Source organism: Pseudomonas sp. MWU12-2319 (assembly GCF_023242525.1).
GTDB classification, from domain to species: Bacteria; Pseudomonadota; Gammaproteobacteria; order Pseudomonadales; family Pseudomonadaceae; genus Aquipseudomonas; species Aquipseudomonas gingeri_D.
Genome location: NZ_JALJES010000005.1, coordinates 360,413 through 386,556, shown reverse-complemented (window position 1 = coordinate 386,556; position 26,144 = coordinate 360,413). Strand labels below are relative to the sequence as shown.

Sequence of the window (26,144 nt, the reverse complement as noted above, 5' to 3'; positions counted from 1 at the left end):
GCCATGAACGACATCGACAATGCTGTCGTCCTGTTGGTCGACGGCCTGAGTTATGAGGGCTGGAAGACCATCGAGATCACGGCCGATCTCGAGCGTCAGTTCCGCACCTTCAAGCTCGGTATCACCTGGAAATGGCCGGGACAGACCCAGGCCCTGCCGATCAAGGCCGGTGCCCGTTGTTCGGTCATGATCGGCTGCGACCAGGTCTTGACCGGTTACGTGTTCAAGGCGCCCATCAGCTATGACGGCAATCAGATCAGCCTGACCGTCGAGGGCAGTTCGCTGACCCAGGACCTGGTGGATTGCGCGGCCATCAACCAGCCGAGCCAATGGCGTGAACAGAGCGTGCTGAAGATCGTCGAGGCGTTGGCCAAGCCCTACAAGGTCACTGTGCGCAGCGAGATCCCGGAAACCACCAAACTGCAAACCCACAGCATCGTGCCAGGTGAGACGGTGTTCAAGTCCATCGACCGCTTGCTGACTTTGTATCGGGTGTTCTCCACCGATGATGCGGCCGGCAACCTGGTACTCGCCAAGCCCGGCAGTGCCGGGCGAGCGACTGATGTACTGGAACTGGGCAAGAACATTCTTTCGGCCAATACGGCGAGAGACTACAGCGCGGTGTTTTCCGAGTACCGGGTGATCGGCCAGCACAAGGGCAGCGACCAGAACAGCGGCAGCGCAGTGAGCGAAGTTTCCGGGGTGTCCAGCGAGACCAGTCCGGATCGCCAGCGCGTCACGGTGATCAGCGAAAGCGCGCAGATCACTCCAGTGCTGGCCCAGCAACGGGCTGACTGGGAACGGGCGACACGCCGCGCCAAGGCCCTGACGACCACCTACACCGTGCAAGGCTGGCGACAGTCCAACGGTGATCTGTGGCGACACAACCTGACCGTGCGGGTCAAGGATCCGGTGCTGGACGTGGATCAGGACATGCTTATCTCCAAGGTGACCTGGTCGTTGTCCGCACAGGGCTCGATCACCACCCTGGTGGTGGCGCCACCGCAGGTCTTCGATGCTACCCCGGCTCCGCCCAAAGCCAGGTAATCGGCCTTCCTGAAGGCAGTGCCGAAGTTCCTGATACGACTGCGGCAGTTGCGACGCCTTCGCGGGCAAGCCCTGCTCCTACAGGGTTTCGGTTGCGCACAAAACTCAGCTTCAACTCGGACACTGTAGGAGCCGGGCTTGCCCGCGAAGGCGGCCCTCCTGACACTCCGCTTGCCCAAGGACCCCCTATGAGCCTACTGACACGCCTGCTGGCGCGCGGCACTGTCGTGCTCGCCAACTCGGCCAACAAACTGCAATCGCTGCAAATGCGCCTGACCGCCGGTGAAGTGAACGACGACATGGAGCACTTCGAACCCTACGGCTTCACCAGCAACCCGCTGGCCGGCGCCGAAGGCATTGCCACCTTTCTCGGCGGCGACCGTTCCCACGCTATCGTCCTGGTGGTCGCCGACCGCCGCTACCGCCTGCAGAACCTCGCCCCTGGCGAAATCGCCCTCTACACCGATGAAGGCGACAAGATCCACTTCAAGCGTGGCCGGATCATCGATATCGAAACCGGAACCCTGAACATTCGCGCCGGTACCGCGGTGAACATCGACACCCCGAGCCTGACCCAGACCGGCAAGATCGTCTCCCAGGGCGACCAGGTCGCCGGCGGCATCAGCCAGATGAAACATGTGCACGGCGGCATCCAGCCGGGTAACGGCCAGACCGGCGCGCCGACGGGAGGTGCCTGATGTTCGTGTCCAACGACCTGAAGACGGCGCTGACCCGTTCGGTGCTGATCAGCCTGTTTACCTGGCGTCGCGCCAATACCGATGACCCGATCGATGACGACGAGCGTTTCGGTTGGTGGGGCGACAGTTTTCCCTCGGTGACCGACGACCGTATCGGCTCGCGGCTGTGGCTGTTGCGGCGGGTCAAGCTCACCGCGCAGACCCAGCTCGATGCTGAGTTCTATGCCCGCGAAGCCTTGCAATGGCTGCTCGACGACGGCCATTGCAGCGCCATCGAGATTCAAACCGAACGGCTCGACGCCCAGCGACTGAACCTGCGTACGGTTCTGACCCTGGCCAGCGGCGAGCGCCTGGATATCAACCCGAACCATAGTTGGCAGGTGACTTATGCCGTTTGAAACCCCTTCGCTACCGGTGTTGATCAATCGCACCCAAGGCGACCTGGCCGGCGATTCGCTGCGCCAGTCCGATGCACAGGTCCTGGCCCGCACCCTGAGTGGCGCGGCCTTCGGCCTCTACGGCTACCTCGACTGGATCGCCGATCAGATCCTGCCTGACACCGCCGATGACACCACCCTGGAACGCATTGCCGCGCTGCGTTTGCATCAACCCCGCAAGGCGGCGCAATCGGCCAGCGGCAGCGTCAGCTATACCGCGGCGGCGGGGGCAGTGCTCGATGCCGGGACCCTGCTGCAGACCAGTGATGGACGCAGTTACACCGTGACGGTGGGTGGCACCACCAGCGGCGGGACCAATACCGCGCAGATCCAGGCGCTGGATGCCGGCAGCCTGGGGAATGGCGATGCCGGTCTGACCCTGTTTCCGGTGCAGCCGGTGCAAGGAATCGGCAACACCTTCATGGTGCTGGATCCGGGCTTGAGCGGTGGTGTCGCGGCGGAAAGTATCGAATCGTTGCGGGCTAGGGTGATCAGTTCCTATCGCATTATTCCCAACGGCGGTTCGGCGGCCGACTACGAAACCTGGGCACTGGAGTGTCCGGGGATTACCCGGGCCTGGTGTCGCGGCAGCTATCTGGGGCCGGGTACCGTCGGCTTGTTCGTGATGCGCGACGATGATCCGGTGCCGCTGCCGGACGATGGGCAACTGGCGTTGGTCCAGGCCTATATCGACCCGTTGCGCCCGGTGACCGCCGAGTTGCATGTACTGGCGCCGGTGTTGGTCCCGGTGACCTACACCTTGCGCCTGATCCCGGATACCAGTGCCATCCGCGCAGCCGTCGAGGCCGAGTTGCAGGACCTGCATGATCGTGAGGCGGGCCTGGGCGACACGCTGTTGCTGACCCATATCGCCGAGTCGATCAGCAGTGCCAGCGGCGAGCAGGATCACCTGCTGGTCTCGCCGTCCGCCGATGTGCCAGCCGCCACCAACCAGTTGCTGACTTTCGGAGGTTGCGTATGGCTGGAGTAAGAACGGCCGAGCAATACCAGGAGCAGTTGCGCAGCCTGTTGCCGGCGGGGCCGGCCTGGGATCCGGAGCAAGTGCCGGAGATCCAGCAGGTGCTGCTGGGGATCGCCCAGGAACTGGCACGGGTTGATGCCCGGGCCGTTGACCTGATCAATGAAGTGGACCCGGTGACGGTCAGTGAGCTGGTGCCGGATTGGGAGCGGGTGATGAACCTGCCCGATCCGTGTCTGGGGCCCACTCCCTTGTTCGACGATCGCCGTGTGGCGGTGCGTCGGCGGTTGTTGGCGGTGGGGGGGCAGAGTGTCGGTTACTTCATCGATATCGCCCGCAGCCAAGGCTATCCGAACGCCAGCGTGACCGAATATCAAGCCCCGCGCATGGGGCGGTCGCGGTTCGGCAAGGCGCGCTTTGGCACCTGGCAGGCGCAGTTCATGTGGACGCTCAACACCGGTGGCCGACTGCTTCTGGGCCGGCGTTTCGGTGCGAGCTATTGGGGCGAGCGTTTTGGCGCCAACCCCGGCAGTGCTCTGGAATGCCTGATACATCGCAGTGCACCGGCGCATACGCTGGTGCATATCAATTATGACTAGAGGATAGAAACGTGGATTATCCAAAAAGCGTCCCCAGCGTTGGGCTGGTGAATGGCAAGTTTGTTGATGAAAACCCGGTGAATGGAACACCGGGGTCGTTGATTCCGGCTGAGTGGGGGAACGCGGTTACTACCGAAATACTGGGTGTGATTCAGCAAGCCGGATTAACTCCTAATGAAGTTGATAATGGTCAATTGGCTAATGCAATTTTGACGATTGTTACAAATAATACCCCAGGGTCTGCGACGGAGATCACTGCTGGGATATTGAAATTATCCACTGGGACTCAGGTAATTGCAGGAACTGACGATGCAACTGCTGTGACCCCCAAAAAACTTCTACAGAAGCTGGTAGCTTATATAGCCCAGGCGACTGAAGCTGCTCCTGGTTGGGCCAAGGTTGCCACACAAGCTCTTACCAACGCTGGTGTGGACGATGTGACAATAGTGACACCGAAAAAATTGGCAGTTGCTACTCAGTCGCAGATACTGACCGCCTTCACCACGGCCGGTAATGCGCCATCGTTCACGCTGACACCTTCTCCTGCCGTCACCGCTTATGTAGCAAATCAGCGATTTCGCGTGAAGTTCAGTGCAGCAGGTGTTGGCAATGACACCCTGAATATTTCTGGGTTAGGTGCGAAAACCCTGAAACAATACGATTCCAGCGGTAACAAAATCGCAGTGGTCCTCGCCGCTGGACAGCTCGCTGATGTCGAGTATGACGGAACCGACATCGTTGTTCTTGATCCGTTGCCACTGAGTACTCTTCCCGCTGGGACCATTATTTCTTCCGCTACCTCCGCGGCGCCGTCGGGTTATTTGATAGCAAATGGTGCTGCGATATCTCGTACAACATATGCGGCGCTGTTCTCTGCTATTGGTACCGTCTTTGGGGGAGGCGACGGGTCAACCACATTCAATTTACCTGACTTGCGTGGCGAATTTGTTCGCGGCTGGGACGCTGGGCGTGGAGTTGATGTGGGTCGTACTTTCGGGTCCTTTCAAATAGATGCGTTTTCGAGTCATACCCATGCACAAGATAGCCGCACAATTCTTGGCGTGGTTGGGGCCGCAGCCCAAGTTGGTGGCTCCAACGGTATTAATGGTGGGACTACTAGCGCCACTGGTGGGGTTGAAACTCGTCCGCGTAACCTTGCTTTGTTGTATTGCATTAAATATTGAGGAAAGAAATGAAAATTTATAATTCACACCCTGTTACTGGCGAATATTTGGGCGATAGTTTAGCTGATTCTGACCCGCTCGATGAGGGCCGCTGGCTTATTCCCGCTAATGCGTACACCGATGCGCCACCCGTCACAGGAAAGAATAAAGTAGCTGTTCGCGACGGCGGCGCATGGAAGGTTGTTGATGACTATCGCGGTACCGTCTATTACATCGGTAGCCAAGATCCATATGTGATTGAAGATCTTGGTTTAACCGTTCCAGTGGATGCAACCGATACGCCACCACCTCCTACATCTGTCGAGCTAACCGCACTGGCCTTAGGTCGTCGCGATGGGTTGCTGGGGGTAGCTGCCATTCGAATTGCTCCATTGCAAGATGCATTTGATCTGGGTTTAGCTACAGACGCTGACACTGAGAGCCTGCACGCTTGGAAACAGTACCGGATTGCAGTCAACCGAATTGATCAGCAGCCCGGATTCCCAGCATCGATTGACTGGCCCGCACCACCGGCCTGATCAAAAACCAGGCCACCACCCGCCGCCATCGAGCGGTTTTTTTGTGCTCGGAGAAAGCCATGCCCATTACCCAGCGGCAGTTGCTGCAGATCCTCCCGAACGCCGGCGACCAAGCCGGCGTTTTTGTTCCTGTGCTCAACACAGCGATGAACGCCTATCAGATCGTTACCACGCAGCGCGTTGCAGCATTCCTGGCGCAAGCTGGCCACGAGTCAGGCCAACTGCGGTCGGTGGTCGAGAACCTGAACTATGGCGCACAGGCCCTGGTCGCCACCTGGCCCAGCCGGTTTACTCCGGACCTGGCCGCGCAGGTCGCCCGGCAGCCGGAGCAGATTGCGAACATCGTCTATGCATCGCGTATGGATAACGGCGATGCATCGTCCGGCGACGGCTGGAACTATCGCGGTCGTGGGCTGATCCAGATCACCGGTCGCAGCAACTATCGCCAATGCAGTCTCGGGCTGTTCGGCGACGAACGTCTGTTGCAGCAACCGGAACTGCTGGAACAACCGCAATGGGCCGCTGAGTCGGCGGCCTGGTTCTGGGAGCAACAAGGGTTGAACGCCCTGGCCGACGCCGATCAGTTCAACAGCATCACCCGCAAGATCAACGGCGGCCTGAACGGCCTCGAGGATCGACTGCAACTCTGGGCCCGGGCGAGGGCGGTGCTATGCGCCTCCTCGACCTGATCCCGGCGCCCTGGCGCCTGGGCGTTGTCGTCGCATTGCTGGCCTTGTTGGCCGGCGCTGCGGCGGCCAGCGCCTGGCATATTCAAGACTGGCGCTACGGCCAGCAACTGGAGCACCAAGCCCGGTTGCTGGCCGACACGCTCAACCGGATTTCCCTCGCCGCGGCCGCGCAACAGCGGGCCGAGCAGGACAAACGCCTGGTCCTGGAGCAACGGCTCCAGGCCAGCGACCAAACCCATTCCAAGGAGCTGAACGATGTGCAACAGGATCAAGCTCGCCTGCGTGATCGTATTGCCACTGCTGATCTGCGGCTGTCAGTCCTCCTCGACGCCAACGATCCTGCCAGTGGCTGCGACGTGCCAGCCGCCACCGCCGCCGGCGGCGTGGTTCATGCAGCCACAAGAGCCCGACTTGACCCGGCGCATGCTCAACGAATTATCGCCATCACCGACGACGGCGACCGCGCCCTGATTGCCTTGAAGGCCTGTCAGGCGTATGCCGGGGCGGTCTCTCACTGACATCCGGATGCAATGTTGTGTCTTGAAAGCGTAGTGCGCTCGTGTAGGGTGTTCATTTTGACCCAATATAGATTGGCCCGCGTCTCCCCCTGTAGGAGCGAGCTTGCTCGCGATGGTCGTCAACGATAACGCGGGGGATCTGATGCCCAGCGGTGTCCCGGCTACCATCGCGAGCAAGCTCGCTCCTACAGGGAGGGGGTGGAGGGCTGCCTGACCCGGAGAGGAACATGGACGAAATCACCCGGCTTGCCGCTGAACTCGGCAAGTGCTTGCAGACGCTCAAGACCGATGTCACCACCGCCGAGTCCTGTACCGGCGGCGGCATCGCCGAGGCGATCACCCGGATTTCCGGCAGCTCGGCCTGGTTCGAAGCCGGCTATGTCACCTACTCCAACCGGCAGAAGAGCCTTCAACTGAAGGTGCCGGAGGCCTTGTTCGATCAGGTCGGTGCCGTCAGCCGGGAAGTGGTCGAAGCCATGGTCCGGGGGGCCCAGGCCCACAGCAACGCGCGCTACGCCGTGGCGGTCAGCGGCGTGGCCGGGCCGGATGGCGGCTCCGCCGAGAAACCCGTGGGTACCGTCTGGCTGGCCTGGGGCTGCGGCGACGACGTCAGCGCCGAACTCCGGCACTTTCCCGGCGACCGCGACGCCGTCCGTCGACAGACGGTGCAGGCCGCCCTGGAAGGCCTGTTACGACGGGCGGAAGCAGAAATCGCAAATCAGGGGTAGGCGATCCGCCAACGCTGTGGAATAATACTGGCTACTTATACAGGTGTTGGCCGTCAGGCCTTATTGATTACGTGAGGACTTTAATGGACGACAACAAGAAGAAAGCCTTGGCTGCGGCCTTGGGTCAGATCGAACGTCAATTCGGCAAGGGTGCCGTCATGCGGATGGGCGATCATGACCGTCAGGCGATTCCTTCGATCTCCACCGGTTCCCTGGGCCTGGACATCGCGCTGGGCATCGGCGGTCTGCCGAAAGGCCGTATCGTAGAGATCTACGGTCCGGAATCCTCGGGTAAGACCACCCTGACGCTTTCCGTCATCGCCCAGGCGCAAAAAGCCGGTGCAACGTGTGCCTTCGTCGACGCCGAACACGCCCTGGACCCTGAGTACGCCGGCAAGCTGGGCGTCAATGTCGACGACCTGCTGGTGTCCCAGCCGGACACTGGCGAGCAGGCCCTGGAAATCACCGACATGCTGGTGCGCTCCAACGCCGTTGACGTGATCATCGTCGACTCCGTGGCCGCCCTGGTGCCAAAAGCGGAAATCGAAGGCGAAATGGGCGACATGCACGTCGGCCTGCAAGCCCGCCTGATGTCCCAGGCTCTGCGCAAGATCACCGGCAACATCAAGAACGCCAACTGCCTGGTGATCTTCATCAACCAGATCCGCATGAAGATCGGCGTGATGTTCGGCAGCCCGGAAACCACCACCGGTGGTAACGCGCTGAAGTTCTACGCCTCGGTGCGCCTGGACATCCGCCGTACCGGCGCGGTGAAGGAAGGCGACGAAGTGGTCGGCAGCGAAACCCGCGTCAAGGTCGTGAAGAACAAGGTGGCTTCGCCGTTCCGTCAGGCCGAGTTCCAGATTCTTTACGGCAAGGGCATCTACCTCAATGGCGAGATGATCGACCTGGGCGTGCTGCACGGTTTCGTCGAGAAGTCCGGTGCCTGGTACAGCTATAACGGCAGCAAGATCGGTCAGGGCAAGGCCAACTCGGCCAAGTTCCTGGCGGATAACCCGGAAATCGCCGCGACCCTCGAGAAGCAACTGCGTGACAAGCTGCTGACTCCAGGCGTAGACACCAAGGCCAACTCCGGTGCGGCCGCTGTCGTCGCAACCGAAGACGACCTGGCTGACGCTGATCTCTGAGTAAGACGATGACCGCCGTACTGGATACCCCGGTCGCCGTACGGCGCACTGCCATGGACCTGCTCGCGCGACGCGAGCACGGTCGAGTCGAGCTGACGCGTAAACTGCGTCAGCGCGGCGCCTCCCCTGAAATGATCGACACCGAACTCGACCGCTTGACGGAAGAGGGGCTGCTGTCCGAATCCCGTTACCTCGAAAGCTTCGTGTCCTACCGTGCCCGTTCCGGCTACGGCCCTTTGCGTATTCGCGAAGAGCTGGGCCAACGCGGCCTGCAACGTGCCGACATCGAGTTGGCCCTGCGTGAAAGCGGTTTCGACTGGCAAGCCCAGCTTGAAGACACCTGGCGTCGAAAGTTCGCCGGGCATTTGCCCACCGACGCCCGTGAGCGTGCCCAACAGGGACGCTTCCTGAGTTATCGGGGTTATTCCATGGAAATGATCGGCCGCCTGTTCAGCGGCCGAGGGCTGGATGACTGAGGCAGGGTGGTAATCACGTCGCCTTGATCGGCTCGCGCGCGTGCTCCTGTGCCAGCGCCTTGGCCTTGCTCCAGTTTTCCGTCCGGTTGATAAAGTCCACCAGCTCCCGCAAGCGCCCCTGGTCCCGAGCCGTGAAGGCGAACGACAAGCGCGTCAGGTGACTGAACTGGGGTTCATCGTGTTCCGGTTCGCTGCAGGGGCCCTGATAGAAGTACCCGCTGAGGCACAGGTCGGCAAAGTCCTTTTGCATCTGCGCCATCGCGCGGTCGTTGAGCGGATGATTCATGCGGATCACGAACTGTTTCTTCAACCAGCGGCTGGAGTGGAAGTTGCTGTAGAACTGCTTGATCTCTTCCACGGCCTCGTCGGCACTGTAGACCAGGCGCATCAGCTTGAGGTCGGCAGGCAGGATGTAGTGATTGGCCTCCAGCTGATTGCGGATAAAGTCCAGCGCGCCCTGCCAGAAGCCGCCCCCAGGGGCATCCAGCAGAATTACCGGGACCAGCGGGCTTTTTCCGGTCTGGATCAGTGTCAGTACTTCCAGGGCTTCATCAAGGGTGCCAAAGCCGCCGGGGCAGAGCACCAGTGCATCGGCTTCCTTGACGAAGAACAGCTTGCGGGTGAAGAAGAAGTGGAAGGACAGCAGGTTGTGCGTGCCGTTCACGGTTGCATTGGCATGTTGTTCGAAGGGCAGGGTGATATTGAACCCGAGGCTGTGTTCCAGGCCGGCACCTTCGTGGGCCGCGGCCATGATGCCACCGCCGCCGCCCGTGATGACCATCAGGTTGGACTGGGCCAGCGCGGTCCCCAGGGCGCGGGCCTGGGCATAGAGCGGGTGTTCGGTGGGCGTTCGCGCCGAGCCGAACACGGTGACCTTGCGCCGGCCCTTGAACTGGTCGAGTACGCGAAAGGCGTTCTCCAGTTCACGCAGGGTCTGCAGGACTATCTTGGCATTCCAGCGGTTGCGGTCATCCTGGGCCATGCGCAGGACGGTCAGCATCATGTCGCGGTAAAGCTCAAGGTTCGGACTGTTGGGAGCAACCTGGTCGAGTTGCTCTTCGATCCGGCTGAGGTCGATCCCATTGTTCTGGAAATGACGGGACAGCAAGTCATTCGGTTGGTAAGGCATTCAACGTCTCCTTCTGCACGGAACCCTTGGCTTGGCCGAAAGAAAAGTTCGCCAAGGCCGCGTCACTGCATGTGTCGCATGTGTGCCATGTCGATTTGATGATGAGCCTGTAAAGTCATGTCTGGCAACCGCTTATTGCCTCTTTGCAAAGGACTTTAGCAGCTTGTCAGTGGCGTTGCGCGCAGGCGCGGGGGTGAAACGGCGCGCCGAAGATGAACGGCGGCGCGCGATATGGCAGGGGTTACTTTTTCTTCTTCACCGGGGTTTCCGTCGGGCAGTCGCTTTCCACGAAACGGGCGGAGGCCACAGGACGGTTGGTCTTGTTCTCGGTGAACTCGTAACGCATGACCGCACCCTTGGCCATCAATTTGCGGTAGTTGGCGTTACGGCAGACGCTGGCCCCCAGTTGCAGGTAAACCGCCTTGGCGTTATCGCGCATATTTTGCGCGTAATCGGCCTGGACGCTCAGGTGGTCGATCAGTTCGGCGCCTTCAACGGTGTAGCCGACGTCAAGGATGTTCTCGTCGATCTCACGGGGCAGGCCTTCGTTGCTCTGCTCGGCCACGTCCTTGAGCATCTTGTTCAGTTCGAAATCCTTCAGCGATGCCGCCTGGGCACTGAAGGGCAGGGCCAGCAAAAGGGCCAGGGACGGTACGATAAGGCGCAGCATGCAACTCTCCTGATTCGGTAACTGGTGCTTCGACCCGTTACCGGGGCGTGCGTTCAGTGGTCGCGAAGTATAGAGGGCGGTTGTAGGCCCTACTAGGGCGCTACTGACGGAAATGTCGACGGATGAGCGCTCAAACCTCGCCGGGCTCTCTGCTAAACTCCGCGCACTTTTGCCCTTGCGAGTCGTATTGTTCGTGTTCAGCCCTTCCTCCCGCCGACTTTCTTCACGATGAGCCACGCCGTATCCCGTTTACGTGCCGAGCGCCTGGCCCGTGCCAAAACACCCTTCCTCGCACGCGGCTCACGCGCCGAGCGTTGCCCGGGCTGCCGTGTGATTCCTCAGTATTGCCTGTGCGCCTGGCGCCCCAGGGTGGCGTCGAATTCCGCCATGTGCCTGCTGATGCACGACGTCGAACCGATGAAACCGAGCAATACCGGCTGGCTGATCGCCGATGTGATCGCCGACACCAGCGCCTTCAGTTGGTCGCGGACCGAAGTCGATCCGCAACTGCTGGCCCTGTTGGACGATCCGCAGTGGCAGCCGTTTATCGTATTCCCGGGGGAGTTCGTGGCGCCGGAACGGGTGGTGACGCAGGTACAGCCGGCACCCGGCAAGCGCCCGCTGTTCATCCTGCTGGATGCGACCTGGACCGAGGCGCGCAAGATGTTTCGTAAGAGCCCTTATCTGGAGCGTTTTCCGGTGTTGAGCCTGGAATCCGAACAGTTGTCCCGCTACAAATTGCGTCGTTCCAAACGCGATGATCATTTCTGTACCGCGGAAGTGGCGGCCCTGTGCCTGGAACTGGCTGGGGACACCCGTGCGGCCCAGGGGCTGGACGCGTTACTGGACGTGTTTACCGCGCACTACCTGGGCGCCAAGTTTCAGCTGCCGATCAACACTGAAGACGAAGCCCACGAGCATCTGAAGACTTTCCTGTAATCTAATGGACGCACAGCGTCGAGCCTGACGCATAAAAACAGGATCATTGGAAAAATGACCACGTACGACATCTTGATTGCCGACGACCATCCTCTTTTTCGCAGCGCCTTGCATCAGGCGCTGACCCTGGGCCTGGGGCCCGATGTACGCCTGGTGGAAGTGGCCAGCATTGCCGAGCTGGAAACCCGTCTCACCGAAAAAGCCGACTGGGACCTGGTCCTGCTCGACCTGAACATGCCGGGCGCCTACGGCTTCTCCGGCCTGGTGCTGCTACGCGGGCAATACCCGCAGATTCCGGTGGTGATGGTTTCGGCCCAGGAAGAAGCCTCGGTGGTGGTGCGCTCCCGTGAGTTCGGCGCCAGCGGCTTTATCCCCAAGTCCAGTTCCCTGGAAGTGATCCAGCAAGCGGTGCGCAGTGTCCTCGATGGCGATGTCTGGTGGCCGCCCCAGGCGTTCGAAGCCGTCAGCGTGTCCGCCGAGGCCAAGGCCGCCAGTGCCGGCCTGGCCAGTCTGACGCCCCAGCAGTTCCGGGTGTTGACCATGGTCTGTGAGGGTTTGTTGAATAAACAGATTGCCTACGAGTTGAGTGTTTCAGAGGCGACCATCAAGGCCCACGTCACGGCGATTTTCCGCAAGCTGGGGGTGCGCACCCGGACCCAGGCCGCACTGCTGCTGCAACAACTTGAGTCAATTTCGAGCCAGTAGGCGTGGGTTCTTTCATCTTTGTTTGACGTCGGTTGAGTTAGTTTTCCTACTCCACTTCACGTAGTTGCTTACCTATGCCGTCGCCCTTCAAAGGTCAAACCGGTTTTAAACGCATGCTCAACGCGGTGGGCTACTCTTTCGATGGCTTACGTGCGGCCTTTACCGGCGAAGCGGCTTTTCGTCAGTTAGTCTGGCTTAACGTGGTGTTGATCCCGCTGACGTTCCTGTTCCACGTCAGTCGGGTCGAGCGCGCGGTGTTGATTGCCGTGTGCCTGCTGGCGCTGATCGTCGAATTGCTCAATTCGGCGGTCGAAGCGGCCATTGACCGCATTTCCCTCGATCGTCACCCCTTGTCCAAGAATGCCAAGGACATGGGCAGTGCCGCGCAATTCGTGGCCTTGAGCATGATCGCCCTGGTCTGGGCGGTGATTCTGCTTTAAGCGCCGGTAGCGTCAGGCAATGGTCGGCAGGACGATCTCATCGCTGCGTTGAACCCCGGCGGTGAAGGAACGGCACAGTTCGAGGAATTCGCGCATGGCCGAGGTCTGGTACTTCTGCTTGTGCCAGATGAAATAGAACTGGCGCGCCAGGTCCAGGTCCGGGGTTTCCACCGGCACCAGGCTGCCACGGCGGAACGCATCGCGCAGGGCCAGACGCGAAATGCAGCCAATCCCCAGCCCCGACTCCACCGCACGCTTGATCGCTTCGGTATGCTCCAGCTCCAGGCGGATATTCAACGCGCTGCGATGATGACGCATGGCCTGGTCGAAGGTCAGGCGCGTGCCTGAGCCCTGTTCACGCAGGATCCAGGCCTCACGGGTCAGTTCTTCCAGGCTGGCCTGGCCACGCTGGGCCAGCGGGTGCTGGGGGGCGCAAAACACCACCAGTTCGTCCTCGACCCAGGTTTGCACCTCGATGTCCGGGTGGCTGCAATCGCCTTCGATCAGACCCAGGTCAATTTCGTAGTGCGCGACCTGTTGCACAATATTGGCAGTGTTCTGCACATGCAGCTTGACCTGGCTTTCCGGGTGGATCTGCATGAAGCGGCCGATCAGCAGGGTTGCCAGGTAGTTGCCGATGGTCAGGGTGGCGCCCACCGCCAGCGAGCCGAAACCGGACTTGCCGTTGAGCAGGTCCTCGATTTCCTTGGCCTGGTCCAGCAGTGCCACGGCCTGGGGCAGCAGCTGTTTGCCCAGGGCGTTGAGGCTCAGGCGCTTGCCGGCACGGTCGAACAATTGACAGCTCGACTGGCGTTCCAGCTCGGTGATCGAGGTGCTCGCGGCGGATTGCGACAAGGCCAGCAGCCCGGCTGCCCGGGACACGCTTTCCTGCTGGGCGACGGCGACGAAGACCTGAAGTTGACGGAGAGTAAATCGCATATCTATATAACCGATAACCCTTATCTTGATAATTCAGTTAACAGATATTGTCGCCGCCATTAGAATGCTATGCAATCGCGCTAATTGACGGCGCAGGCCACATTTCCAGGAGCCCCATCCAAATGAGCAACATGAATCACGAGCGTGTCCTCAGTGTTCACCACTGGAACGACACCCTGTTCAGCTTCAAGTGCACCCGCGATCCGGGCCTGCGCTTTGAAAACGGTCAGTTCGTGATGATCGGCCTGCAGCAGCCAAACGGCCGACCACTGATGCGTGCTTATTCCATTGCCAGCCCGAACTGGGAAGAGCATCTCGAATTCTTCAGCATCAAGGTGCCGGACGGTCCGTTGACCTCCCAGTTGCAGCACCTGAAGGAAGGCGACGAGATCATCATCAGCAAGAAACCTACGGGTACGCTGGTGCTTGACGACCTCAAGCCGGGCAAGCACCTGTACCTGCTCAGCACCGGTACTGGCCTCGCGCCCTTTATGAGCGTGATCCAGGACCCGGAAACCTACGAGCGTTTCGAGAAGGTCATCCTGTGCCATGGTGTGCGCTACGTCAACGAAGTGGCCTACCGCGAGTTCATCACCGAGCACCTGCCGCAGAACGAGTTCTTCGGCGAAGCCCTGCGTGAGAAGCTGATCTACTACCCTACCGTGACCCGCGAGCCGTTCGAGAACGAAGGCCGCCTGACCGACCTGATGCGCAGCGGCAAGCTGTTCCGTGACATCGGTCTGCCACCGATCAACCCGCAGGACGACCGCGCCATGCTGTGCGGCAGCCCGAGCATGCTCGACGAAACCAGCGAAGTGCTCAACAGCTTCGGCCTGAAAGTCTCGCCGCGCATGCGTGAGCCGGGCGATTACCTGATCGAGCGCGCGTTCGTCGAAAAATAAACCTCGGTTTATCTGTAGGAGCCGGCTTGCTGGCGATGCAGGCAGCGCGGTTTTTCAGGTACACCGCGTCATCGTTCATCGCGAGCAAGCTTGCTCCTACAGAAAAAAGCGTCGGCGTTGAAACAAAAAGCCCGCGTTGCCTGGAAAGGCAGCGCGGGCTTTTGTGTTTCTGGCGTTTCTAGCGGGCGGGGATCACTTCCAGTACGCGTATCGTCCCGGTTTCCGGGTAATGCCAGCGTACATCCAGATCCCAGAACTGGGCGCCGTATTCCCGTTCGGGGGTTGGCTTCTGATAAGCCGGACGCGGGTCCTGGGCCAGGCATTGCTCGATCAGTTCGACCAAGGGCTCTTCAAGGCGCTGAGCATGCTCATGGGCCTGTTGCAGTGCACCCTCCGTCCAGAGCACGGGAATCAGCCCCGGCGCGGCACTGGCGATGGCATTGACGGCGCCAGGGATGATGTCGGCGTAGGGCACGTACGGCTTGATATCGAGAATCGGCGTGCCATCCAGCAGATCTATGCCGGAGATCCACAGGCGCTGGGCCTCGACCCGGTCCAGTTTGACCACCGACTGGCCGATACCGTTCGGCCGGTGGGTCGCCCGGGTGGCGAAGACCCCCATGGACTGATTGCCCCCCAGGCGCGGCGGGCGCACCTTCAAGCGTGGCTTGTCTTCCAGGGCCTGATGGAACAGGAACAGCAGCCAGACATGACTGACCTGCTCCAGCCCCTGTACGGCCTCGCCCTGGTCGAACGGCGCGACCAGCTCCAGCACGCCGCGGGCAGCCGGCGCCAGCTGTGGCTGGCGCGGGATGGCGAACTTCTCCTTGAAGCAGGAGCGCACGAAACCGATGGGGGAGACGCTATAGGTCATGGTCCGGCCCCTCAGGCGCCGATCCCCAGCATGTCCCGGGCCACGGCTTCGGCGATACGGATACCGTCGACACCCGCCGAGAGGATCCCGCCGGCATAACCGGCGCCTTCACCCGCCGGGAACAGGCCCTTGACGTTCAGGCTCTGCATCGACTCGTTACGGGTCATGCGCAGCGGCGAGGAGGTACGGGTTTCAATCCCGGTCAGCACCGCGTCATGCAGGGAATAGCCCTTGATCTGCCGCTCGAACGCCGGCAAGGCTTCGCGAATGGCTTCGATGGCGAAGTCCGGCAGCGCCAGGGCCAGATCGCCGAGGGCCACGCCTGGCTTGTAGGACGGTTCCACACTGCCCAGGGCGGTGGAAGGCTTGCCGGCGATAAAGTCACCGACCAGTTGCGCCGGGGCTTCGTAGTTGCTGCCACCGAGGATAAAGGCGTGGGACTCCAGGCGCTCCTGCAGCTCGATACCGGCCAGCGGGCCGCCCGGATAGTCGACTTCCGGGGTGATGCCGACGACGATCCCGGAGTTGGCATTGCGCTCGTTGCGCGAGTATTGGCTCATGCCGTTGGTGACCACCCGGTTCGGCTCGGAGGTTGCCGCCACCACGGTGCCGCCCGGGCACATGCAGAAGCTGTAGACCGAACGGCCGTTCTTGGCGTGGTGCACCAGCTTGTAGTCGGCCGCACCGAGTTTCGGGTGCCCGGCGTATTTGCCCAGGCGCGCGCGGTCGATCAGCGATTGCGGGTGTTCGATACGGAAACCCACCGAGAACGGCTTGGCTTCCATGTACACGCCACGACCGTGGAGCATGCGGAAGGTGTCGCGGGCGCTATGGCCCAGGGCCATGATCACGTGCCGGGAGTGGATCTGTTCGCCGCTGTCGAGCTGCACGCCGGTCAGTTGGCCGTCGTCGATCAGCACATCGGTGACCCGCTGCTGGAAGCGCACTTCGCCGCCCAGGGCTTCGATCTGCTGGCGCATGTTTTCCACCACGCCGGTGAGGCGGAAGGTGCCGATATGCGGTTTGCTGACGTAGAGGATTTCTTCCGGCGCGCCGGCCTTGACGAACTCGTGCAGGACCTTGCGGCCGTGGTGGTTCGGGTCCTTGATCTGGCTGTAGAGCTTGCCGTCGGAGAAGGTCCCGGCGCCGCCTTCGCCGAACTGCACGTTGGACTCGGGGTTGAGCACGCTTTTACGCCACAGGCCCCAGGTGTCCTTGGTCCGCTCGCGCACTTCCTTGCCGCGTTCGAGGATGATCGGCTTGAAGCCCATCTGCGCCAGCAGCAGCCCGGCGAAGATCCCGCAGGGGCCGAAGCCGACGACCACGGGACGCTCCTGCAGATCGGCCGGCGCCTGGCCGACCACCTTGTAGCTGACGTCCGGGGCCGGGTTGACATTGCGGTCCTCGGCGAACTTTTTCAGCAGCGCGTCTTCGCCACGGGCCGACAGGTCGATGGTGTAGATGAAGCAGAGCTCGGAGGATTTCTTGCGGGCGTCGTAGCTGCGCTTGAACAAGGTGAAATCGAGCAGGTCATCGCTGGCGATGCCCAGGCGCTGGACGATGGCCGGGCGCAGGTCTTCGTCGGGATGGTCGATCGGCAGCTTGAGTTCGGTGATTCGTAACATGACAGGGTCCAGTGTGCGGGCCACGCGGGCGCGCCGGCTTTACATCAAACCGGTGATTATAAGCCCCAACGGCCAGATTCCGTGAGGCTAAAACAGCAGCTCGTCGAATCAGTCGTTACGGGCGCCGCCGAAATAGCCGCAGCCACGCTGGACCTGGCCGTTGACCCGCAGTTCGGCGCTCAGGTGGCGCACGCTGCCGGTGCTGCTGTCGACGCAGGACTGCGGCGCGACCCACAGCTCGATGTGCTGGGCATTGGCTTCGCTGCTCAGGCTGAAGCGTCCGTCACCCAGTTGTTCTTCCAGATAGGGCAGGGCCAGGGGCGGCTGGTTTTCGCGTTCGAGTATCATGCCGTTGCCGCCGACCTTCAGGCTCCATTCCGGGCTGTGGCCGCTGGCAATCACGGTCTGGAATTTGAAGTTGGGCTCGTCGCAACTGGAGGTGCCGCGTTCCAGGCGGTAGTACTGTTGCAGGTTCAACTGGCCGTCGCTGCCGTCGGTCGTGCTGGAGGAAAACTTGCCGCGCAGGTCGGCGAACAGCTTGCCAGACGGACCGGACAGGCTGGCGGCTTGCTGCAGGACGCTGGTGTTGCCGCTGTCGCTGACGACAAAGCGACGCTGTTCCTGGCAGGGCTGGAACATCAGCTTGCCATCGACGCTGGTGAGTTCGCCTTGCATCCGGCTCAGGCCCGCCGTGGGATGCGAGGTGGCCGGTGCAAGCATCTGGCAGCCGGCGGTGAACAGCGGCAGGGCGAAAATCATCAAGGAACGGGCAACGCGCATCATGGGGTCTCCTGGCAAGTGCCGCCACGTTACTCAGGCCAGGAGAGCTGCACAAGCCTCGCTGGCATTCAACCGACGTGGTAGGTCTGACCCGTCTGCAGTCCTTCCACACTCTTGGCGTAGGCCAAGGCCACATCTGCCGCCGGCACCGGCTTGAATCCACGGAAGTACGGCGCATAGCTGCCCATGGCTTCCACCAGCACGTTCGGGCTGATGGAGTTCACCCGCAGACCGCGCGGCAGCTCGATGGCGGCGGCCTTGACGAAGCCGTCGATGGCCCCGTTGACCAGGCTGGCCGAGGCACCGGTACGGATCGGATCGCGGTTCAGAATGCCACTGGTCAGGGTGAACGAGGCGCCGTCGTTGGCGTACTCGCGACCGATCAGCACCAGGTTGACCTGGCCCATCAATTTGTCCTGCAGACCCAGCGCAAAGTCCTTCTCGCTCATCTCGGCCAACGGCACGAAGTTCACGTTACCGGCGGCGCAGACCAATGCGTCGAACTTGCCGGTTTGCTCGAACAGCTTGCGAATCGACGCGCTGTCGCTGATGTCCACGTGCAGGTCACCGCTGTTGCGGCCGATCTTGATGATCTCGTGACGCTGGCCCAGTTCCTCTGCCACGGCCGAGCCGATGGTGCCGTGGGCGCCAATCAATAGGATTTTCATGATGCGGTTCCTCCAGTGGGTGATTGAGCCTTCAGTCTAGAGTGGATTTTTCCATTGATAAGCGCGCTAATAGGCAACCTTTGGTTTTCTTTTGGAAACAATCCAGTGAGCGAGATGGATGATCTGGCGGCGTTCGCAGTGTTGGTCGAGGCCGGCAGCTTTACCCTGGCCGCCCAGCAACTGGGCTGCAGCAAGGGGCAATTGTCCAAGCGCATCAGCCAGTTGGAGGCGCAGTTCTCGGTGGTGTTGTTGCACCGCACGACGCGGCGCCTGAGCCTCACCGCCGCCGGTGCGGCCTTGTTGCCCCAGGCCCAGGCGCTGGTGGTGCAAGTGGAGCGGGCGCATCAGGCCCTGGCCCGGCTCAAGGACGATATCGCCGGTCCCGTGCGCATGACCGTGCCGGTGTCCCTGGGGGAAACCTTTTTTGATGGCTTGTTGCTGGAGTTTTCCCGGGATTATCCCGATGTCCAGATCGAGCTGGACCTGAACAACGGTTTCCGCGATCTGGCCCGCGAGGGCTTCGATCTGGCGATTCGCACCGAAGTCGGCAACGACGAACGCCTGGTGGCTCGGCCATTGCTGGTGATGAACGAACTGACCTGTGCCAGCCCGGCCTATCTGGAACGTTACGGCGAGCCGCAGACGCCCCAGGAGCTGGCCAATCACCGTTGTCTGCTCAATAGCCACTACAGTGGCCGCGAGGAGTGGCAATACCACCGGCAGCATGAGCTGCTACGGGTGCGGGTGGGTGGCCCCTTTGCCAGCAATCACTACAACTTGCTGAAGAAAGCGGCACTGGTGGGCGCCGGTATCGCCCGCCTGCCGTCCTACGTCCTGCCCGCGGAACTGGCTGATGGCCGTCTGCGCTGGCTGTTGCGCGACTACCGTACCCGCGATATGCCGCTATATCTGGTGCACCCTTACCAGGGCGGCCTGCCGCGCCGTACGCAGGTGTTGGCCGACTATCTGATCGGCTGGTTCAAGCGTAGCGGCGAGGCCTTGGAGCGGCTTCAGCGATAACGCTTGGCGATCAAGTGATCGATGGAGAACACACCCGGTCCCTTGGCCATCAACAGCAGCAGGATAGCCATCCAGGTGCCATGGGTCGGGTAGGCATTCGGGTAGACGAACAGCTGGATGGTCAAGGTCATGCCGAACAGCGCCAATGCCGAAAAGCGCGTGGCGAACCCCAGCAGGATCAGCACCGGGAAAAAGTGTTCACCAAAGGCCGACAGGTGGGCGGCCACTTCCGGCGACAGCAACGGCACCTTGTACTCGCTGGCGAACAGCGGGATGGTGGAGTCGGCCAGGCGCGGCAGGCCGATATCGAATGTGCCGGAGATCAGGTCCACGGCAAAGCCCTCGACCTTGGTCTGTCCGGACTTCCAGAACACGGCTGCGATGGAGAAGCGTGCGACAAAGGCAATCAGGCTGTAGGGGATCATCTCGAACAGCTGGATGATCCGCCCGATCAGGCGCGCGATGGGGTTCTGCGATTGAGTGTGAGTGTTCATGGGCGGGCCTTTTGTTCTGGGTGCAGGTGGATGATGGCGCTGTAGCGAATCAACAGGGCAAGGGCATGGCTCGGATCGAACGCAGTGCTGGCGTCATAAGCGTAGGCAAGGGCCAACTCCAGCGGACAGTCGTTTTGCAGGCTCTGGATAAATACCAGGGTGCCGATATCGATCTTGAACACCTCGACCCGCCAGTTCAGGCGCAGGACCAGTGCGGCTTCAGCTTGCGACGGGTCGAGCTGTTCCAGATGGCCTTCGCCTTGATGGGCCTCCCATAGCGACACGACCGCATGGGACGAATTCAGTACGGCGACGCTGGGGTGCAGGTGAACCTGCAGGCGATTGAGGGCCTCGGGATCGGCGAGGTAAACGCCAATCTGTTCCGGACTCAGGGGCGTTGCATCGGCGGCGTGATAGGCGTTGATCCGCAAGCGCTCAAGGCGGGCCACGTCGGCCAGGTAAGGCACGCTCGCCGCCGGGGCGAAGCCCTGGATAAAGCTGTCGAAGTCCTGGCCGTAGTCGTTGAGGATCGGGCTGATGGGCGGGAAGTGCTGGATATAAAGGCCGGCCATGGCACGGAAGAACTCCTCGCCGACCAGGGCCATGACCACCGGGTAGCTGTCCGCCAGGGCGTTGATCAGCGAACTCTGGACATTGTTGCGATACACCGCGAAACGACTGGCCGGGTCGGCCCCGTTGCGGCTGCACAGGCCGGGTGGGCAAGGCAACCGCGGGTCGAGCAGCGCGGCGCTGAAGCTGGCCTGGTCGCTCATGTTCTCACCTCGGCCTGTTTCAGTAATTCCTCGGCCTGCCCGGCTTCGGCCAGGAGCACGGCGAAGGCGGGGAGCCGGTTGTCGCGTTCGATCAGGGTCGCCATCGGCCCGATCTTCGCCAGCACCTGTTGATAAAGGGCCCAGACCGCCTGGTCGATGGGCGCGCCGTGATCGTCGATCAGCAGACGGTCACCGAGGCTGTCGGTATCTTCGGCAAAGCCGGCCAGATGGATTTCTCCCACGGCGTGCAGCGGCAGGGCCTCAATGTAGGCAAGCGGATCGCGCTGGTGGTTGATGCTGGAGACGTAGACGTTGTTCACGTCCAGCAGCAGTCCGCAACCGGTGCGGCGGATGATTTCGCTGATGAAGTCCGCCTCATCCAGGGTCGAGCGCTGGAATTGCAGGTAAGTCGCGGGATTCTCCAGCAGCATTGGACGTTTCAAGGTGCTTTGCACCTGGTCGACATGCTCGCAGACCCGCTGCAAGGTGGCGGGGTCGTAGGCCAGCGGCAGCAAGTCGTTGAGAAACACCGGGCCGTGGGTCGACCAGGCCAGGTGTTCGGAAAAGGATTGGGGTTGATAGCGCTCGATCAGTGTCGCCAGGCGCTTCAGGTGCTCGCTGTCCAATGGGCCTTCGGCACCAATGGACAAACCGACGCCGTGCAACGACAGCGGATACTGTTCGCGGATCAAACCCAGGTAATGATGAAACGGCCCGCCGGCGACCATGTAGTTTTCGGCGTGGACCTCGAAGAAACCGAGGTCGGGGCGCGTTTCGAGTACCGTCTGAAAATGTTCGGTCTTGAGCCCCAGCCCGGCACGGGGCGGGAGCCCGGGCCCGAGGGCCTGAGCGCGGTGAAGAGGGATGGGTTGCAGTGACATGGGCATCTTCGGCGCTCAGGCTGACAGGTGGCAGGGCTCTGGTTGATCAGGCCTTGGGGGTGAAGGCTTCCAGCTGACCCTTGCCGGTGGGCGAGGTCTCGCTTTTCGTGCTCAAGCAGGTACCTTTTGGCACGGACTTCCAGGAGTTGGCCTGGAAGTCTTTGGTCGAAGTGCCGGCGCAGGTGGTACCGGCACCGGCGGCGCAGTCGTTCTTGCCTGCCATGGCCACACCGAAGCATTTTTCCACGCCGTCGGCGGCGTGGGCACTCATCGGCAATGCCGCCATGCTCAGGGCAGAACCGAGGGCCAGGGCGAGGGTGGCGGCGGACAGGGTGCGGGTAGTGGAAGTGCTCATGGTCGATCTCCGATGTGTCTTCAATGATGAAAGCAGGGGTTGGTTGGGTTTCATTGCTTTCTTGCTTTACTTGAGCCTCGAGGCTAGTGGTTGTTACAGCCAGCGGCAAAAATAATCGACTATTTTTCGCGGCGGTACCCGGCAAGGCTTTCCCGATGTTTCGCCGGTCAAAGAAAAGCCCCGATAAATCGGGGCTTTGCGGGTTTCGCCGGGGCATCAACCGCCCAGATACGCTTCACGCACCTTAGGATCGGTCAGCAGGTCGTTGCCGCTGCCTTCCATCACCACCCGGCCGTTTTCCAGCACATAGGCACGGTCGGCGATTTTCAGTGCCTGGTTGGCGTTCTGCTCCACCAGGAATACTGTCACACCGTCCTTGCGCAGCTGTTCGATGATATCGAAGATCTGCTGGATGATGATCGGCGCCAGACCCAGGGACGGTTCGTCCAGCAGCAACAGTTTCGGCTTGCTCATCAGCGCCCGGCCAATGGCGAGCATCTGCTGTTCACCGCCGGACATGGTGCCGCCGCGCTGGTTGAAACGTTCCTTGAGACGTGGGAACAGTCCCAGGACTTTGTCCATCTGCTCCTGATAATCGCCCTTGTCGGTGAAAAAGCCGCCCATGGAGAGGTTTTCTTCCACGGTCAGGCGGGAGAACACGCGACGGCCTTCCGGCACCACCGCGATGCTTTTGCGCATGATCTGCGAAGATTCCTGCCCCACCAGCTCTTCGCCCAGGTAGCGGATACTGCCGCTATGGGCCTGCGGTGAACCGCACAGGGTCATCAGCAGCGTCGATTTGCCCGCGCCGTTGGCACCGATCAGGGTGACGATTTCACCCTGGCGAACCTCCACGTTGACACTGTGCAGGGCCTGGATCTTGCCGTAGAAGGTGGAAACGTTTTCGAATTGCAGCATTTACGCTTCCCCCAGGTAGGCTTTGATCACGTCGGGATTGTCGCGGATCTGTTGTGGCGTGCCGTCGGCCAACGGTGTGCCCTGGTTGATCACGACGATATGGTCGGAAATGCTCATGACCAGCTTCATGTCGTGCTCGATCAGCAGCACCGTGACGTTGTGTTCCTCACGCAGCACACTGATCAGCGCCTTGAGGTCGTCGGTTTCCCGCGGGTTCAGGCCGGCCGCGGGTTCGTCGAGCATGAGGATCCGCGGGCGGGTCATCATGCAGCGGGCGATTTCCAGGCGACGTTGCTGACCATAGGCCAGGGTGCCCGCCGGGCGGTTGGCGAACTCGGTCAGGTTGACCTTGTCCAGCCAGTACTCGGCGTATTCCATGGCTTCGCGTTCGCTCTTGCGGAACGATGGGGTCTTGAACAGGCCGGCGAGGAAGTTGGTGTTCAGGTGCCGGTGCTGGGCGATCAGCAGGTTTTCCACTGCGGTCATGTCCTTGAACAGACGCACGTTCTGGAAGGTCCGTACCACGCCCTTGCGGGCAATCTCATGGCCGGCCAGGCCCTGGATCGGCTGGCCGTCGAGCAGGATGCTGCCGGCACTCGGCTTGTAGAACCCGGTCAGGCAGTTGAACACCGTGGTCTTGCCGGCGCCGTTCGGGCCGATCAAGGCCACCACTTGTTTTTCCTGGACGGTCAGGGCCACGCCATTGACTGCCAGGAGACCACCGAAGCGCATGCTCAGGTCGGTTACTTTCAGGATCTCAGGGCTCATTTACGCAGCTCCATGTGAGGACGTTGCATGGGCAGCAGACCTTGTGGACGCCAGATCATCATCAACACCATCAGGGCGCCGAACATCAACATGCGGTATTCGCTGAAGTCACGCATCAGCTCCGGCAGCAGGATCATCACCACGGCGGCAAGGATCACCCCCAGTTGCGAGCCCATGCCACCCAGCACGACGATGGCGAGAATGATCGCCGACTCGATGAAGGTGAACGACTCCGGCGTCACCAGGCCTTGGCGCGCGGCGAAGAAGCTGCCAGCGAAACCGGCGAAGCAGGCGCCCAGGGTGAAGGCCGAGAGCTTGATCACGGTAGGATTCAAGCCCAGTGCGCGGCAGGCGATTTCGTCTTCACGCAATGCTTCCCAGGCGCGGCCGATGGGCATGCGCAGCAGGCGATTGATCACGAACAACGCCAGCAAGGCCAGCAACAGGGCCACCAGGTACAGGAACACCACCTTGTTCACCGGGTTGTAGGCCAACCCGAAGAATTCGTGGAAGGTCCGCGCGCCCTCTGCGGCGCTACGTTCGAACGACAGCCCGAAGAAGGTCGGCTTGGGAATGTTGCTGATGCCGTTGGGGCCGCCGGTGAGGTCGGTGAGGTTACGCAGGAACAGCCGGATGATTTCCCCGAAGCCCAGGGTTACGATGGCCAGGTAGTCACCGCGCAAGCGCAAGACCGGGAAGCCCAGCAGGAAGCCGAAAGTGGCCGACATCAGGCCGGCGAGCGGCAGGCAGATCCAGAAGCTCCAGCCGAAGTAGTGCGACAGCAGTGCGTAGGTGTAGGCGCCTACCGCGTAGAAGCCGACATAACCCAGGTCGAGCAGGCCGGCCAGGCCGACCACGATGTTCAGGCCCAGGCCCAGTAGCACGTAGATCAGGATCAGGGTGGCGATGTCGACCGCGCCGCGCGAGCCGAAGAACGGCCAGATCAACGCGGTCACGATCAGGCCGATGATGATCCAGCGCTGGGTGCGCGGCAGGGTCAGGAACTGACCGACCTTGGGCGAAACCAGCGGACCACGGTTCGACTTGAACATTGCACTGAACTGCTGGCTGAAGAGCACCCGCAGGAACATCAGGATCGAGCACAGGGCGATGATGCCCAGGGTGACGGGACCCGTGCCCTCCACTTCGAGGTTGATCCCGACGATACTCAGCTTGAGCCCGAGTACTGGGAACGCTACTGCCCACACCAGCAAGGCGCTGAACAGCGCCGATTTGAGATATTTAGTCATACTTTCTCAACCTCCGGACGGCCCAGGATGCCGGTCGGCCGGAACAACAGCACCAGAACCAAAAGACCGAATGCCACCACGTCTTTGTACTGGTCGCCGAAGATGTCGGCGCCAAAGGCTTCGGCCACCCCCAGCACCAGCCCGCCGAGCATGGCGCCCGGAATACTGCCGATGCCGCCCAGGACTGCCGCGGTAAAGGCTTTCAGGCCCACGAGGAAGCCCGCGTTGGGGTTGATCACGCCGTATTGCATGCTCAGCAGCACGGCCGCTACCGCCGCGAGGGCGGCGCCGATGACGAAGGTCAGGGCGATGATGTTGTTGGTGTTGATACCCAGCAGGTTGGCCATCTTGATGTCTTCGGCGCAAGCGCGGCAGGCGCGGCCCAGGCGTGAACGGGAGATGAACAGCGTCAGTCCGGTCATGGCCACCAGGGTGACGACGAATACCAGGATCTGCATGTAGGAAATCAGCACTTCCTCTGCGCCGCCTGGACCGAAGGAGAAGCTCCCCGGGATCAGGTTGGGGATGGACTTGTCCTTGGAGTCCTGGGACAGCAGTACGGTGTTCTGCAGGAAAATCGACATGCCGATGGCGGAAATCAGCGGTATCAGGCGGTTGCTGCCACGCAAGGGGCGATAGGCAACGCGCTCGATACTGTAGCCATAGGCACTGGTCACGACGATCGACGCGATAAACGCGGCGGTCATCAACAGCGGCAGTGAGTGGATACCCAGCATGGCCAGCCCGGCAAGGGCAATGAAGGCCACGTAGGAACCAATCATGTACACCTCGCCATGGGCGAAGTTGATCATTCCAATAATGCCGTAAACCATTGTGTAGCCAATGGCAATCAAGGCATAGGTGCTGCCAATGGTCAGGCCATTAACCAGCTGTTGGAAGAAGTGATAGATCTCAGGCATTACAGCGCTCCTAAAAACCCGATACGCATTTCACTGGTGGAGTCATGTTCCGGCCCGGTGCCGTGGTCTGTGG

General features: G+C 61.3%; 32 protein-coding genes. 17 read left to right on the top strand and 15 right to left on the bottom strand.

What is annotated here, in order from left to right:
• Positions 1–3 precede the first annotated feature (3 nt).
• The 12 genes from M5C01_RS11515 (at position 4) to recX (ending at position 9,021) form a co-directional block, all read left to right on the top strand.
• On the top strand, positions 4–1,047 hold the full coding sequence (locus M5C01_RS11515) for a phage baseplate assembly protein (protein ID WP_152737859.1): 1,044 nt from the start codon (positions 4–6) through the stop codon (positions 1,045–1,047).
• A gap of 188 nt (positions 1,048–1,235) precedes the next feature.
• Positions 1,236–1,745, top strand: coding sequence for a phage baseplate assembly protein (locus M5C01_RS11510; RefSeq protein ID WP_100938670.1), 510 nt, complete (start codon positions 1,236–1,238; stop codon positions 1,743–1,745).
• Entirely contained in the window at positions 1,745–2,143 is a 399-nt protein-coding gene (locus M5C01_RS11505; RefSeq protein ID WP_152737860.1) for a phage GP46 family protein, read from the top strand. The genes M5C01_RS11510 and M5C01_RS11505 overlap by 1 nt, the downstream gene beginning before the upstream one ends.
• Positions 2,133–3,173, top strand: coding sequence for a baseplate J/gp47 family protein (locus M5C01_RS11500; RefSeq protein ID WP_152737863.1), 1,041 nt, complete (start codon positions 2,133–2,135; stop codon positions 3,171–3,173). The genes M5C01_RS11505 and M5C01_RS11500 overlap by 11 nt, the downstream gene beginning before the upstream one ends.
• Positions 3,161–3,760 carry a putative phage tail protein gene (locus M5C01_RS11495; RefSeq protein ID WP_152737866.1) on the top strand — a complete coding sequence of 200 codons (600 nt, stop codon included), beginning with the start codon at positions 3,161–3,163 and terminating at the stop codon, positions 3,758–3,760. The genes M5C01_RS11500 and M5C01_RS11495 overlap by 13 nt, the downstream gene beginning before the upstream one ends.
• Positions 3,761–3,771: 11 nt before the next feature.
• Entirely contained in the window at positions 3,772–4,944 is a 1,173-nt protein-coding gene (locus tag M5C01_RS11490; RefSeq protein WP_218171235.1) for a tail fiber protein, read from the top strand.
• Positions 4,945–4,952: 8 nt separating this feature from the next.
• Positions 4,953–5,462 carry a tail fiber assembly protein gene (locus M5C01_RS11485; protein WP_152737868.1) on the top strand — a complete coding sequence of 170 codons (510 nt, stop codon included), beginning with the start codon at positions 4,953–4,955 and terminating at the stop codon, positions 5,460–5,462.
• A gap of 59 nt (positions 5,463–5,521) precedes the next feature.
• A complete protein-coding gene (locus M5C01_RS11480) occupies positions 5,522–6,151 on the top strand; it encodes a glycoside hydrolase family 19 protein (protein WP_152737871.1) in 630 nt (209 codons plus the stop codon).
• The gene (locus tag M5C01_RS11475) at positions 6,133–6,669 is read left to right on the top strand and encodes a lysis system i-spanin subunit Rz (protein WP_152737874.1); all 537 of its coding nucleotides are present in this window, start codon (positions 6,133–6,135) and stop codon (positions 6,667–6,669) included. Before M5C01_RS11480 ends, M5C01_RS11475 begins: the two co-directional genes overlap by 19 nt.
• Before the next feature lie 227 nt (positions 6,670–6,896).
• Positions 6,897–7,397 carry a CinA family protein gene (locus M5C01_RS11470; protein WP_152737877.1) on the top strand — a complete coding sequence of 167 codons (501 nt, stop codon included), beginning with the start codon at positions 6,897–6,899 and terminating at the stop codon, positions 7,395–7,397.
• 83 nt (positions 7,398–7,480) lie between these two features.
• Entirely contained in the window at positions 7,481–8,545 is a 1,065-nt protein-coding gene (recA, locus tag M5C01_RS11465) for a recombinase RecA (protein WP_103499726.1), read from the top strand.
• A gap of 8 nt (positions 8,546–8,553) precedes the next feature.
• Positions 8,554–9,021 (top strand): recombination regulator RecX, encoded by a 468-nt coding sequence (gene recX / locus M5C01_RS11460; RefSeq protein ID WP_103499725.1) that lies wholly within the window; start codon positions 8,554–8,556, stop codon positions 9,019–9,021.
• A 13-nt stretch (positions 9,022–9,034) separates the two neighbouring features.
• On the opposite strand, the gene M5C01_RS11455 is transcribed toward recX, so the two are convergent.
• Both M5C01_RS11455 and M5C01_RS11450 read right to left on the bottom strand, forming a co-directional pair.
• Positions 9,035–10,150: a TIGR00730 family Rossman fold protein gene (locus M5C01_RS11455; RefSeq protein WP_152737880.1), complete on the bottom strand. Its 1,116-nt coding sequence runs from the start codon at positions 10,148–10,150 to the stop codon at positions 9,035–9,037.
• A 241-nt stretch (positions 10,151–10,391) separates the two neighbouring features.
• Complete coding sequence (locus M5C01_RS11450; RefSeq protein WP_103499723.1) at positions 10,392–10,820, bottom strand: PA3611 family quorum-sensing-regulated virulence factor; 429 nt, start codon at positions 10,818–10,820, stop codon at positions 10,392–10,394.
• 228 nt (positions 10,821–11,048) lie between these two features.
• On the opposite strand from M5C01_RS11450, the gene M5C01_RS11445 reads away from it, so the two are divergent.
• From M5C01_RS11445 to M5C01_RS11435, 3 genes are all read left to right on the top strand, one after another.
• Positions 11,049–11,759, top strand: a complete 711-nt coding sequence (locus M5C01_RS11445; RefSeq protein ID WP_152737883.1) for a tRNA-uridine aminocarboxypropyltransferase — start codon at positions 11,049–11,051, stop codon at positions 11,757–11,759.
• A gap of 54 nt (positions 11,760–11,813) precedes the next feature.
• Positions 11,814–12,464 (top strand): response regulator transcription factor ErdR, encoded by a 651-nt coding sequence (erdR, locus tag M5C01_RS11440; protein ID WP_100938685.1) that lies wholly within the window; start codon positions 11,814–11,816, stop codon positions 12,462–12,464.
• A 74-nt stretch (positions 12,465–12,538) separates the two neighbouring features.
• The gene (locus M5C01_RS11435; protein ID WP_103499721.1) at positions 12,539–12,904 is read left to right on the top strand and encodes a diacylglycerol kinase; all 366 of its coding nucleotides are present in this window, start codon (positions 12,539–12,541) and stop codon (positions 12,902–12,904) included.
• Positions 12,905–12,916: 12 nt separating this feature from the next.
• On the opposite strand, the gene M5C01_RS11430 is transcribed toward M5C01_RS11435, so the two are convergent.
• The gene (locus tag M5C01_RS11430; protein WP_152737885.1) at positions 12,917–13,843 is read right to left on the bottom strand and encodes a LysR family transcriptional regulator; all 927 of its coding nucleotides are present in this window, start codon (positions 13,841–13,843) and stop codon (positions 12,917–12,919) included.
• 122 nt (positions 13,844–13,965) lie between these two features.
• Between M5C01_RS11430 and fpr the strand changes: the two genes are divergently transcribed.
• The gene (gene fpr, locus M5C01_RS11425) at positions 13,966–14,745 is read left to right on the top strand and encodes a ferredoxin-NADP reductase (RefSeq protein WP_047526369.1); all 780 of its coding nucleotides are present in this window, start codon (positions 13,966–13,968) and stop codon (positions 14,743–14,745) included.
• Between the two features lie 178 nt (positions 14,746–14,923).
• Here the strand turns inward: fpr and tsaA are convergent, their stop codons facing one another.
• From tsaA to M5C01_RS11405, 4 genes are all read right to left on the bottom strand, one after another.
• Positions 14,924–15,619 carry a tRNA (N6-threonylcarbamoyladenosine(37)-N6)-methyltransferase TrmO gene (gene tsaA / locus M5C01_RS11420; protein ID WP_152737888.1) on the bottom strand — a complete coding sequence of 232 codons (696 nt, stop codon included), beginning with the start codon at positions 15,617–15,619 and terminating at the stop codon, positions 14,924–14,926.
• An 11-nt stretch (positions 15,620–15,630) separates the two neighbouring features.
• Positions 15,631–17,244: an NAD(P)/FAD-dependent oxidoreductase gene (locus tag M5C01_RS11415; protein WP_152737890.1), complete on the bottom strand. Its 1,614-nt coding sequence runs from the start codon at positions 17,242–17,244 to the stop codon at positions 15,631–15,633.
• Between the two features lie 108 nt (positions 17,245–17,352).
• Entirely contained in the window at positions 17,353–18,024 is a 672-nt protein-coding gene (locus M5C01_RS11410; RefSeq protein ID WP_178129818.1) for a hypothetical protein, read from the bottom strand.
• 68 nt (positions 18,025–18,092) lie between these two features.
• A complete protein-coding gene (locus M5C01_RS11405; RefSeq protein ID WP_152737896.1) occupies positions 18,093–18,692 on the bottom strand; it encodes a short chain dehydrogenase in 600 nt (199 codons plus the stop codon).
• 105 nt (positions 18,693–18,797) lie between these two features.
• Here M5C01_RS11405 and M5C01_RS11400 point away from each other — a divergent pair, with 105 nt between their 5' ends.
• On the top strand, positions 18,798–19,712 hold the full coding sequence (locus M5C01_RS11400; protein WP_103496310.1) for a LysR family transcriptional regulator: 915 nt from the start codon (positions 18,798–18,800) through the stop codon (positions 19,710–19,712).
• On the opposite strand, the gene M5C01_RS11395 is transcribed toward M5C01_RS11400, so the two are convergent.
• From M5C01_RS11395 to livH, 8 genes are all read right to left on the bottom strand, one after another.
• On the bottom strand, positions 19,703–20,206 hold the full coding sequence (locus M5C01_RS11395) for a DoxX family protein (RefSeq protein ID WP_103496311.1): 504 nt from the start codon (positions 20,204–20,206) through the stop codon (positions 19,703–19,705). The genes M5C01_RS11400 and M5C01_RS11395 overlap by 10 nt on opposite strands.
• Positions 20,203–20,979: a DNA-binding domain-containing protein gene (locus M5C01_RS11390; RefSeq protein ID WP_152737899.1), complete on the bottom strand. Its 777-nt coding sequence runs from the start codon at positions 20,977–20,979 to the stop codon at positions 20,203–20,205. The genes M5C01_RS11395 and M5C01_RS11390 overlap by 4 nt, the downstream gene beginning before the upstream one ends.
• Positions 20,976–21,860: a DUF692 domain-containing protein gene (locus tag M5C01_RS11385; protein ID WP_152737901.1), complete on the bottom strand. Its 885-nt coding sequence runs from the start codon at positions 21,858–21,860 to the stop codon at positions 20,976–20,978. The genes M5C01_RS11390 and M5C01_RS11385 overlap by 4 nt, the downstream gene beginning before the upstream one ends.
• A 46-nt stretch (positions 21,861–21,906) precedes the next feature.
• Positions 21,907–22,215, bottom strand: coding sequence for a DUF2282 domain-containing protein (locus M5C01_RS11380; protein ID WP_152737904.1), 309 nt, complete (start codon positions 22,213–22,215; stop codon positions 21,907–21,909).
• Between the two features lie 216 nt (positions 22,216–22,431).
• A complete protein-coding gene (locus M5C01_RS11375; RefSeq protein WP_103496314.1) occupies positions 22,432–23,133 on the bottom strand; it encodes an ABC transporter ATP-binding protein in 702 nt (233 codons plus the stop codon).
• Positions 23,134–23,901 carry a high-affinity branched-chain amino acid ABC transporter ATP-binding protein LivG gene (gene livG, locus M5C01_RS11370; RefSeq protein ID WP_152737907.1) on the bottom strand — a complete coding sequence of 256 codons (768 nt, stop codon included), beginning with the start codon at positions 23,899–23,901 and terminating at the stop codon, positions 23,134–23,136. It lies immediately after the preceding gene.
• A complete protein-coding gene (locus M5C01_RS11365) occupies positions 23,898–25,151 on the bottom strand; it encodes a high-affinity branched-chain amino acid ABC transporter permease LivM (protein WP_103496316.1) in 1,254 nt (417 codons plus the stop codon). The genes livG and M5C01_RS11365 overlap by 4 nt, the downstream gene beginning before the upstream one ends.
• Positions 25,148–26,071, bottom strand: coding sequence for a high-affinity branched-chain amino acid ABC transporter permease LivH (gene livH, locus M5C01_RS11360; protein ID WP_103496317.1), 924 nt, complete (start codon positions 26,069–26,071; stop codon positions 25,148–25,150). Before livH ends, M5C01_RS11365 begins: the two co-directional genes overlap by 4 nt.
• Positions 26,072–26,144 lie beyond the last annotated feature (73 nt).

Excerpts from the sequence above, each read along its gene's own strand:
- M5C01_RS11515 (WP_152737859.1), top strand. The coding sequence starts at position 4 with ATGAACGACATCGACAATGCTGTCGTCCTGTTGGTCGACGGCCTGAGT.
- M5C01_RS11510 (WP_100938670.1), top strand. The coding sequence starts at position 1,236 with ATGAGCCTACTGACACGCCTGCTGGCGCGCGGCACTGTCGTGCTCGCC.
- M5C01_RS11505 (WP_152737860.1), top strand. The coding sequence starts at position 1,745 with ATGTTCGTGTCCAACGACCTGAAGACGGCGCTGACCCGTTCGGTGCTG.
- M5C01_RS11500 (WP_152737863.1), top strand. The coding sequence starts at position 2,133 with ATGCCGTTTGAAACCCCTTCGCTACCGGTGTTGATCAATCGCACCCAA.
- M5C01_RS11495 (WP_152737866.1), top strand. The coding sequence starts at position 3,161 with ATGGCTGGAGTAAGAACGGCCGAGCAATACCAGGAGCAGTTGCGCAGC.
- M5C01_RS11485 (WP_152737868.1), top strand. The coding sequence starts at position 4,953 with ATGAAAATTTATAATTCACACCCTGTTACTGGCGAATATTTGGGCGAT.
- M5C01_RS11480 (WP_152737871.1), top strand. The coding sequence starts at position 5,522 with ATGCCCATTACCCAGCGGCAGTTGCTGCAGATCCTCCCGAACGCCGGC.
- M5C01_RS11475 (WP_152737874.1), top strand. The coding sequence starts at position 6,133 with ATGCGCCTCCTCGACCTGATCCCGGCGCCCTGGCGCCTGGGCGTTGTC.
- M5C01_RS11470 (WP_152737877.1), top strand. The coding sequence starts at position 6,897 with ATGGACGAAATCACCCGGCTTGCCGCTGAACTCGGCAAGTGCTTGCAG.
- recA (WP_103499726.1), top strand. The coding sequence starts at position 7,481 with ATGGACGACAACAAGAAGAAAGCCTTGGCTGCGGCCTTGGGTCAGATC.
- recX (WP_103499725.1), top strand. The coding sequence starts at position 8,554 with ATGACCGCCGTACTGGATACCCCGGTCGCCGTACGGCGCACTGCCATG.
- M5C01_RS11455 (WP_152737880.1), bottom strand. The coding sequence starts at position 10,150 with ATGCCTTACCAACCGAATGACTTGCTGTCCCGTCATTTCCAGAACAAT.
- M5C01_RS11450 (WP_103499723.1), bottom strand. The coding sequence starts at position 10,820 with ATGCTGCGCCTTATCGTACCGTCCCTGGCCCTTTTGCTGGCCCTGCCC.
- M5C01_RS11445 (WP_152737883.1), top strand. The coding sequence starts at position 11,049 with ATGAGCCACGCCGTATCCCGTTTACGTGCCGAGCGCCTGGCCCGTGCC.
- erdR (WP_100938685.1), top strand. The coding sequence starts at position 11,814 with ATGACCACGTACGACATCTTGATTGCCGACGACCATCCTCTTTTTCGC.
- M5C01_RS11435 (WP_103499721.1), top strand. The coding sequence starts at position 12,539 with ATGCCGTCGCCCTTCAAAGGTCAAACCGGTTTTAAACGCATGCTCAAC.
- M5C01_RS11430 (WP_152737885.1), bottom strand. The coding sequence starts at position 13,843 with ATGCGATTTACTCTCCGTCAACTTCAGGTCTTCGTCGCCGTCGCCCAG.
- fpr (WP_047526369.1), top strand. The coding sequence starts at position 13,966 with ATGAGCAACATGAATCACGAGCGTGTCCTCAGTGTTCACCACTGGAAC.
- tsaA (WP_152737888.1), bottom strand. The coding sequence starts at position 15,619 with ATGACCTATAGCGTCTCCCCCATCGGTTTCGTGCGCTCCTGCTTCAAG.
- M5C01_RS11415 (WP_152737890.1), bottom strand. The coding sequence starts at position 17,244 with ATGTTACGAATCACCGAACTCAAGCTGCCGATCGACCATCCCGACGAA.
- M5C01_RS11410 (WP_178129818.1), bottom strand. The coding sequence starts at position 18,024 with ATGCGCGTTGCCCGTTCCTTGATGATTTTCGCCCTGCCGCTGTTCACC.
- M5C01_RS11405 (WP_152737896.1), bottom strand. The coding sequence starts at position 18,692 with ATGAAAATCCTATTGATTGGCGCCCACGGCACCATCGGCTCGGCCGTG.
- M5C01_RS11395 (WP_103496311.1), bottom strand. The coding sequence starts at position 20,206 with ATGAACACTCACACTCAATCGCAGAACCCCATCGCGCGCCTGATCGGG.
- M5C01_RS11390 (WP_152737899.1), bottom strand. The coding sequence starts at position 20,979 with ATGAGCGACCAGGCCAGCTTCAGCGCCGCGCTGCTCGACCCGCGGTTG.
- M5C01_RS11385 (WP_152737901.1), bottom strand. The coding sequence starts at position 21,860 with ATGTCACTGCAACCCATCCCTCTTCACCGCGCTCAGGCCCTCGGGCCC.
- M5C01_RS11380 (WP_152737904.1), bottom strand. The coding sequence starts at position 22,215 with ATGAGCACTTCCACTACCCGCACCCTGTCCGCCGCCACCCTCGCCCTG.
- M5C01_RS11375 (WP_103496314.1), bottom strand. The coding sequence starts at position 23,133 with ATGCTGCAATTCGAAAACGTTTCCACCTTCTACGGCAAGATCCAGGCC.
- livG (WP_152737907.1), bottom strand. The coding sequence starts at position 23,901 with ATGAGCCCTGAGATCCTGAAAGTAACCGACCTGAGCATGCGCTTCGGT.
- M5C01_RS11365 (WP_103496316.1), bottom strand. The coding sequence starts at position 25,151 with ATGACTAAATATCTCAAATCGGCGCTGTTCAGCGCCTTGCTGGTGTGG.
- livH (WP_103496317.1), bottom strand. The coding sequence starts at position 26,071 with ATGCCTGAGATCTATCACTTCTTCCAACAGCTGGTTAATGGCCTGACC.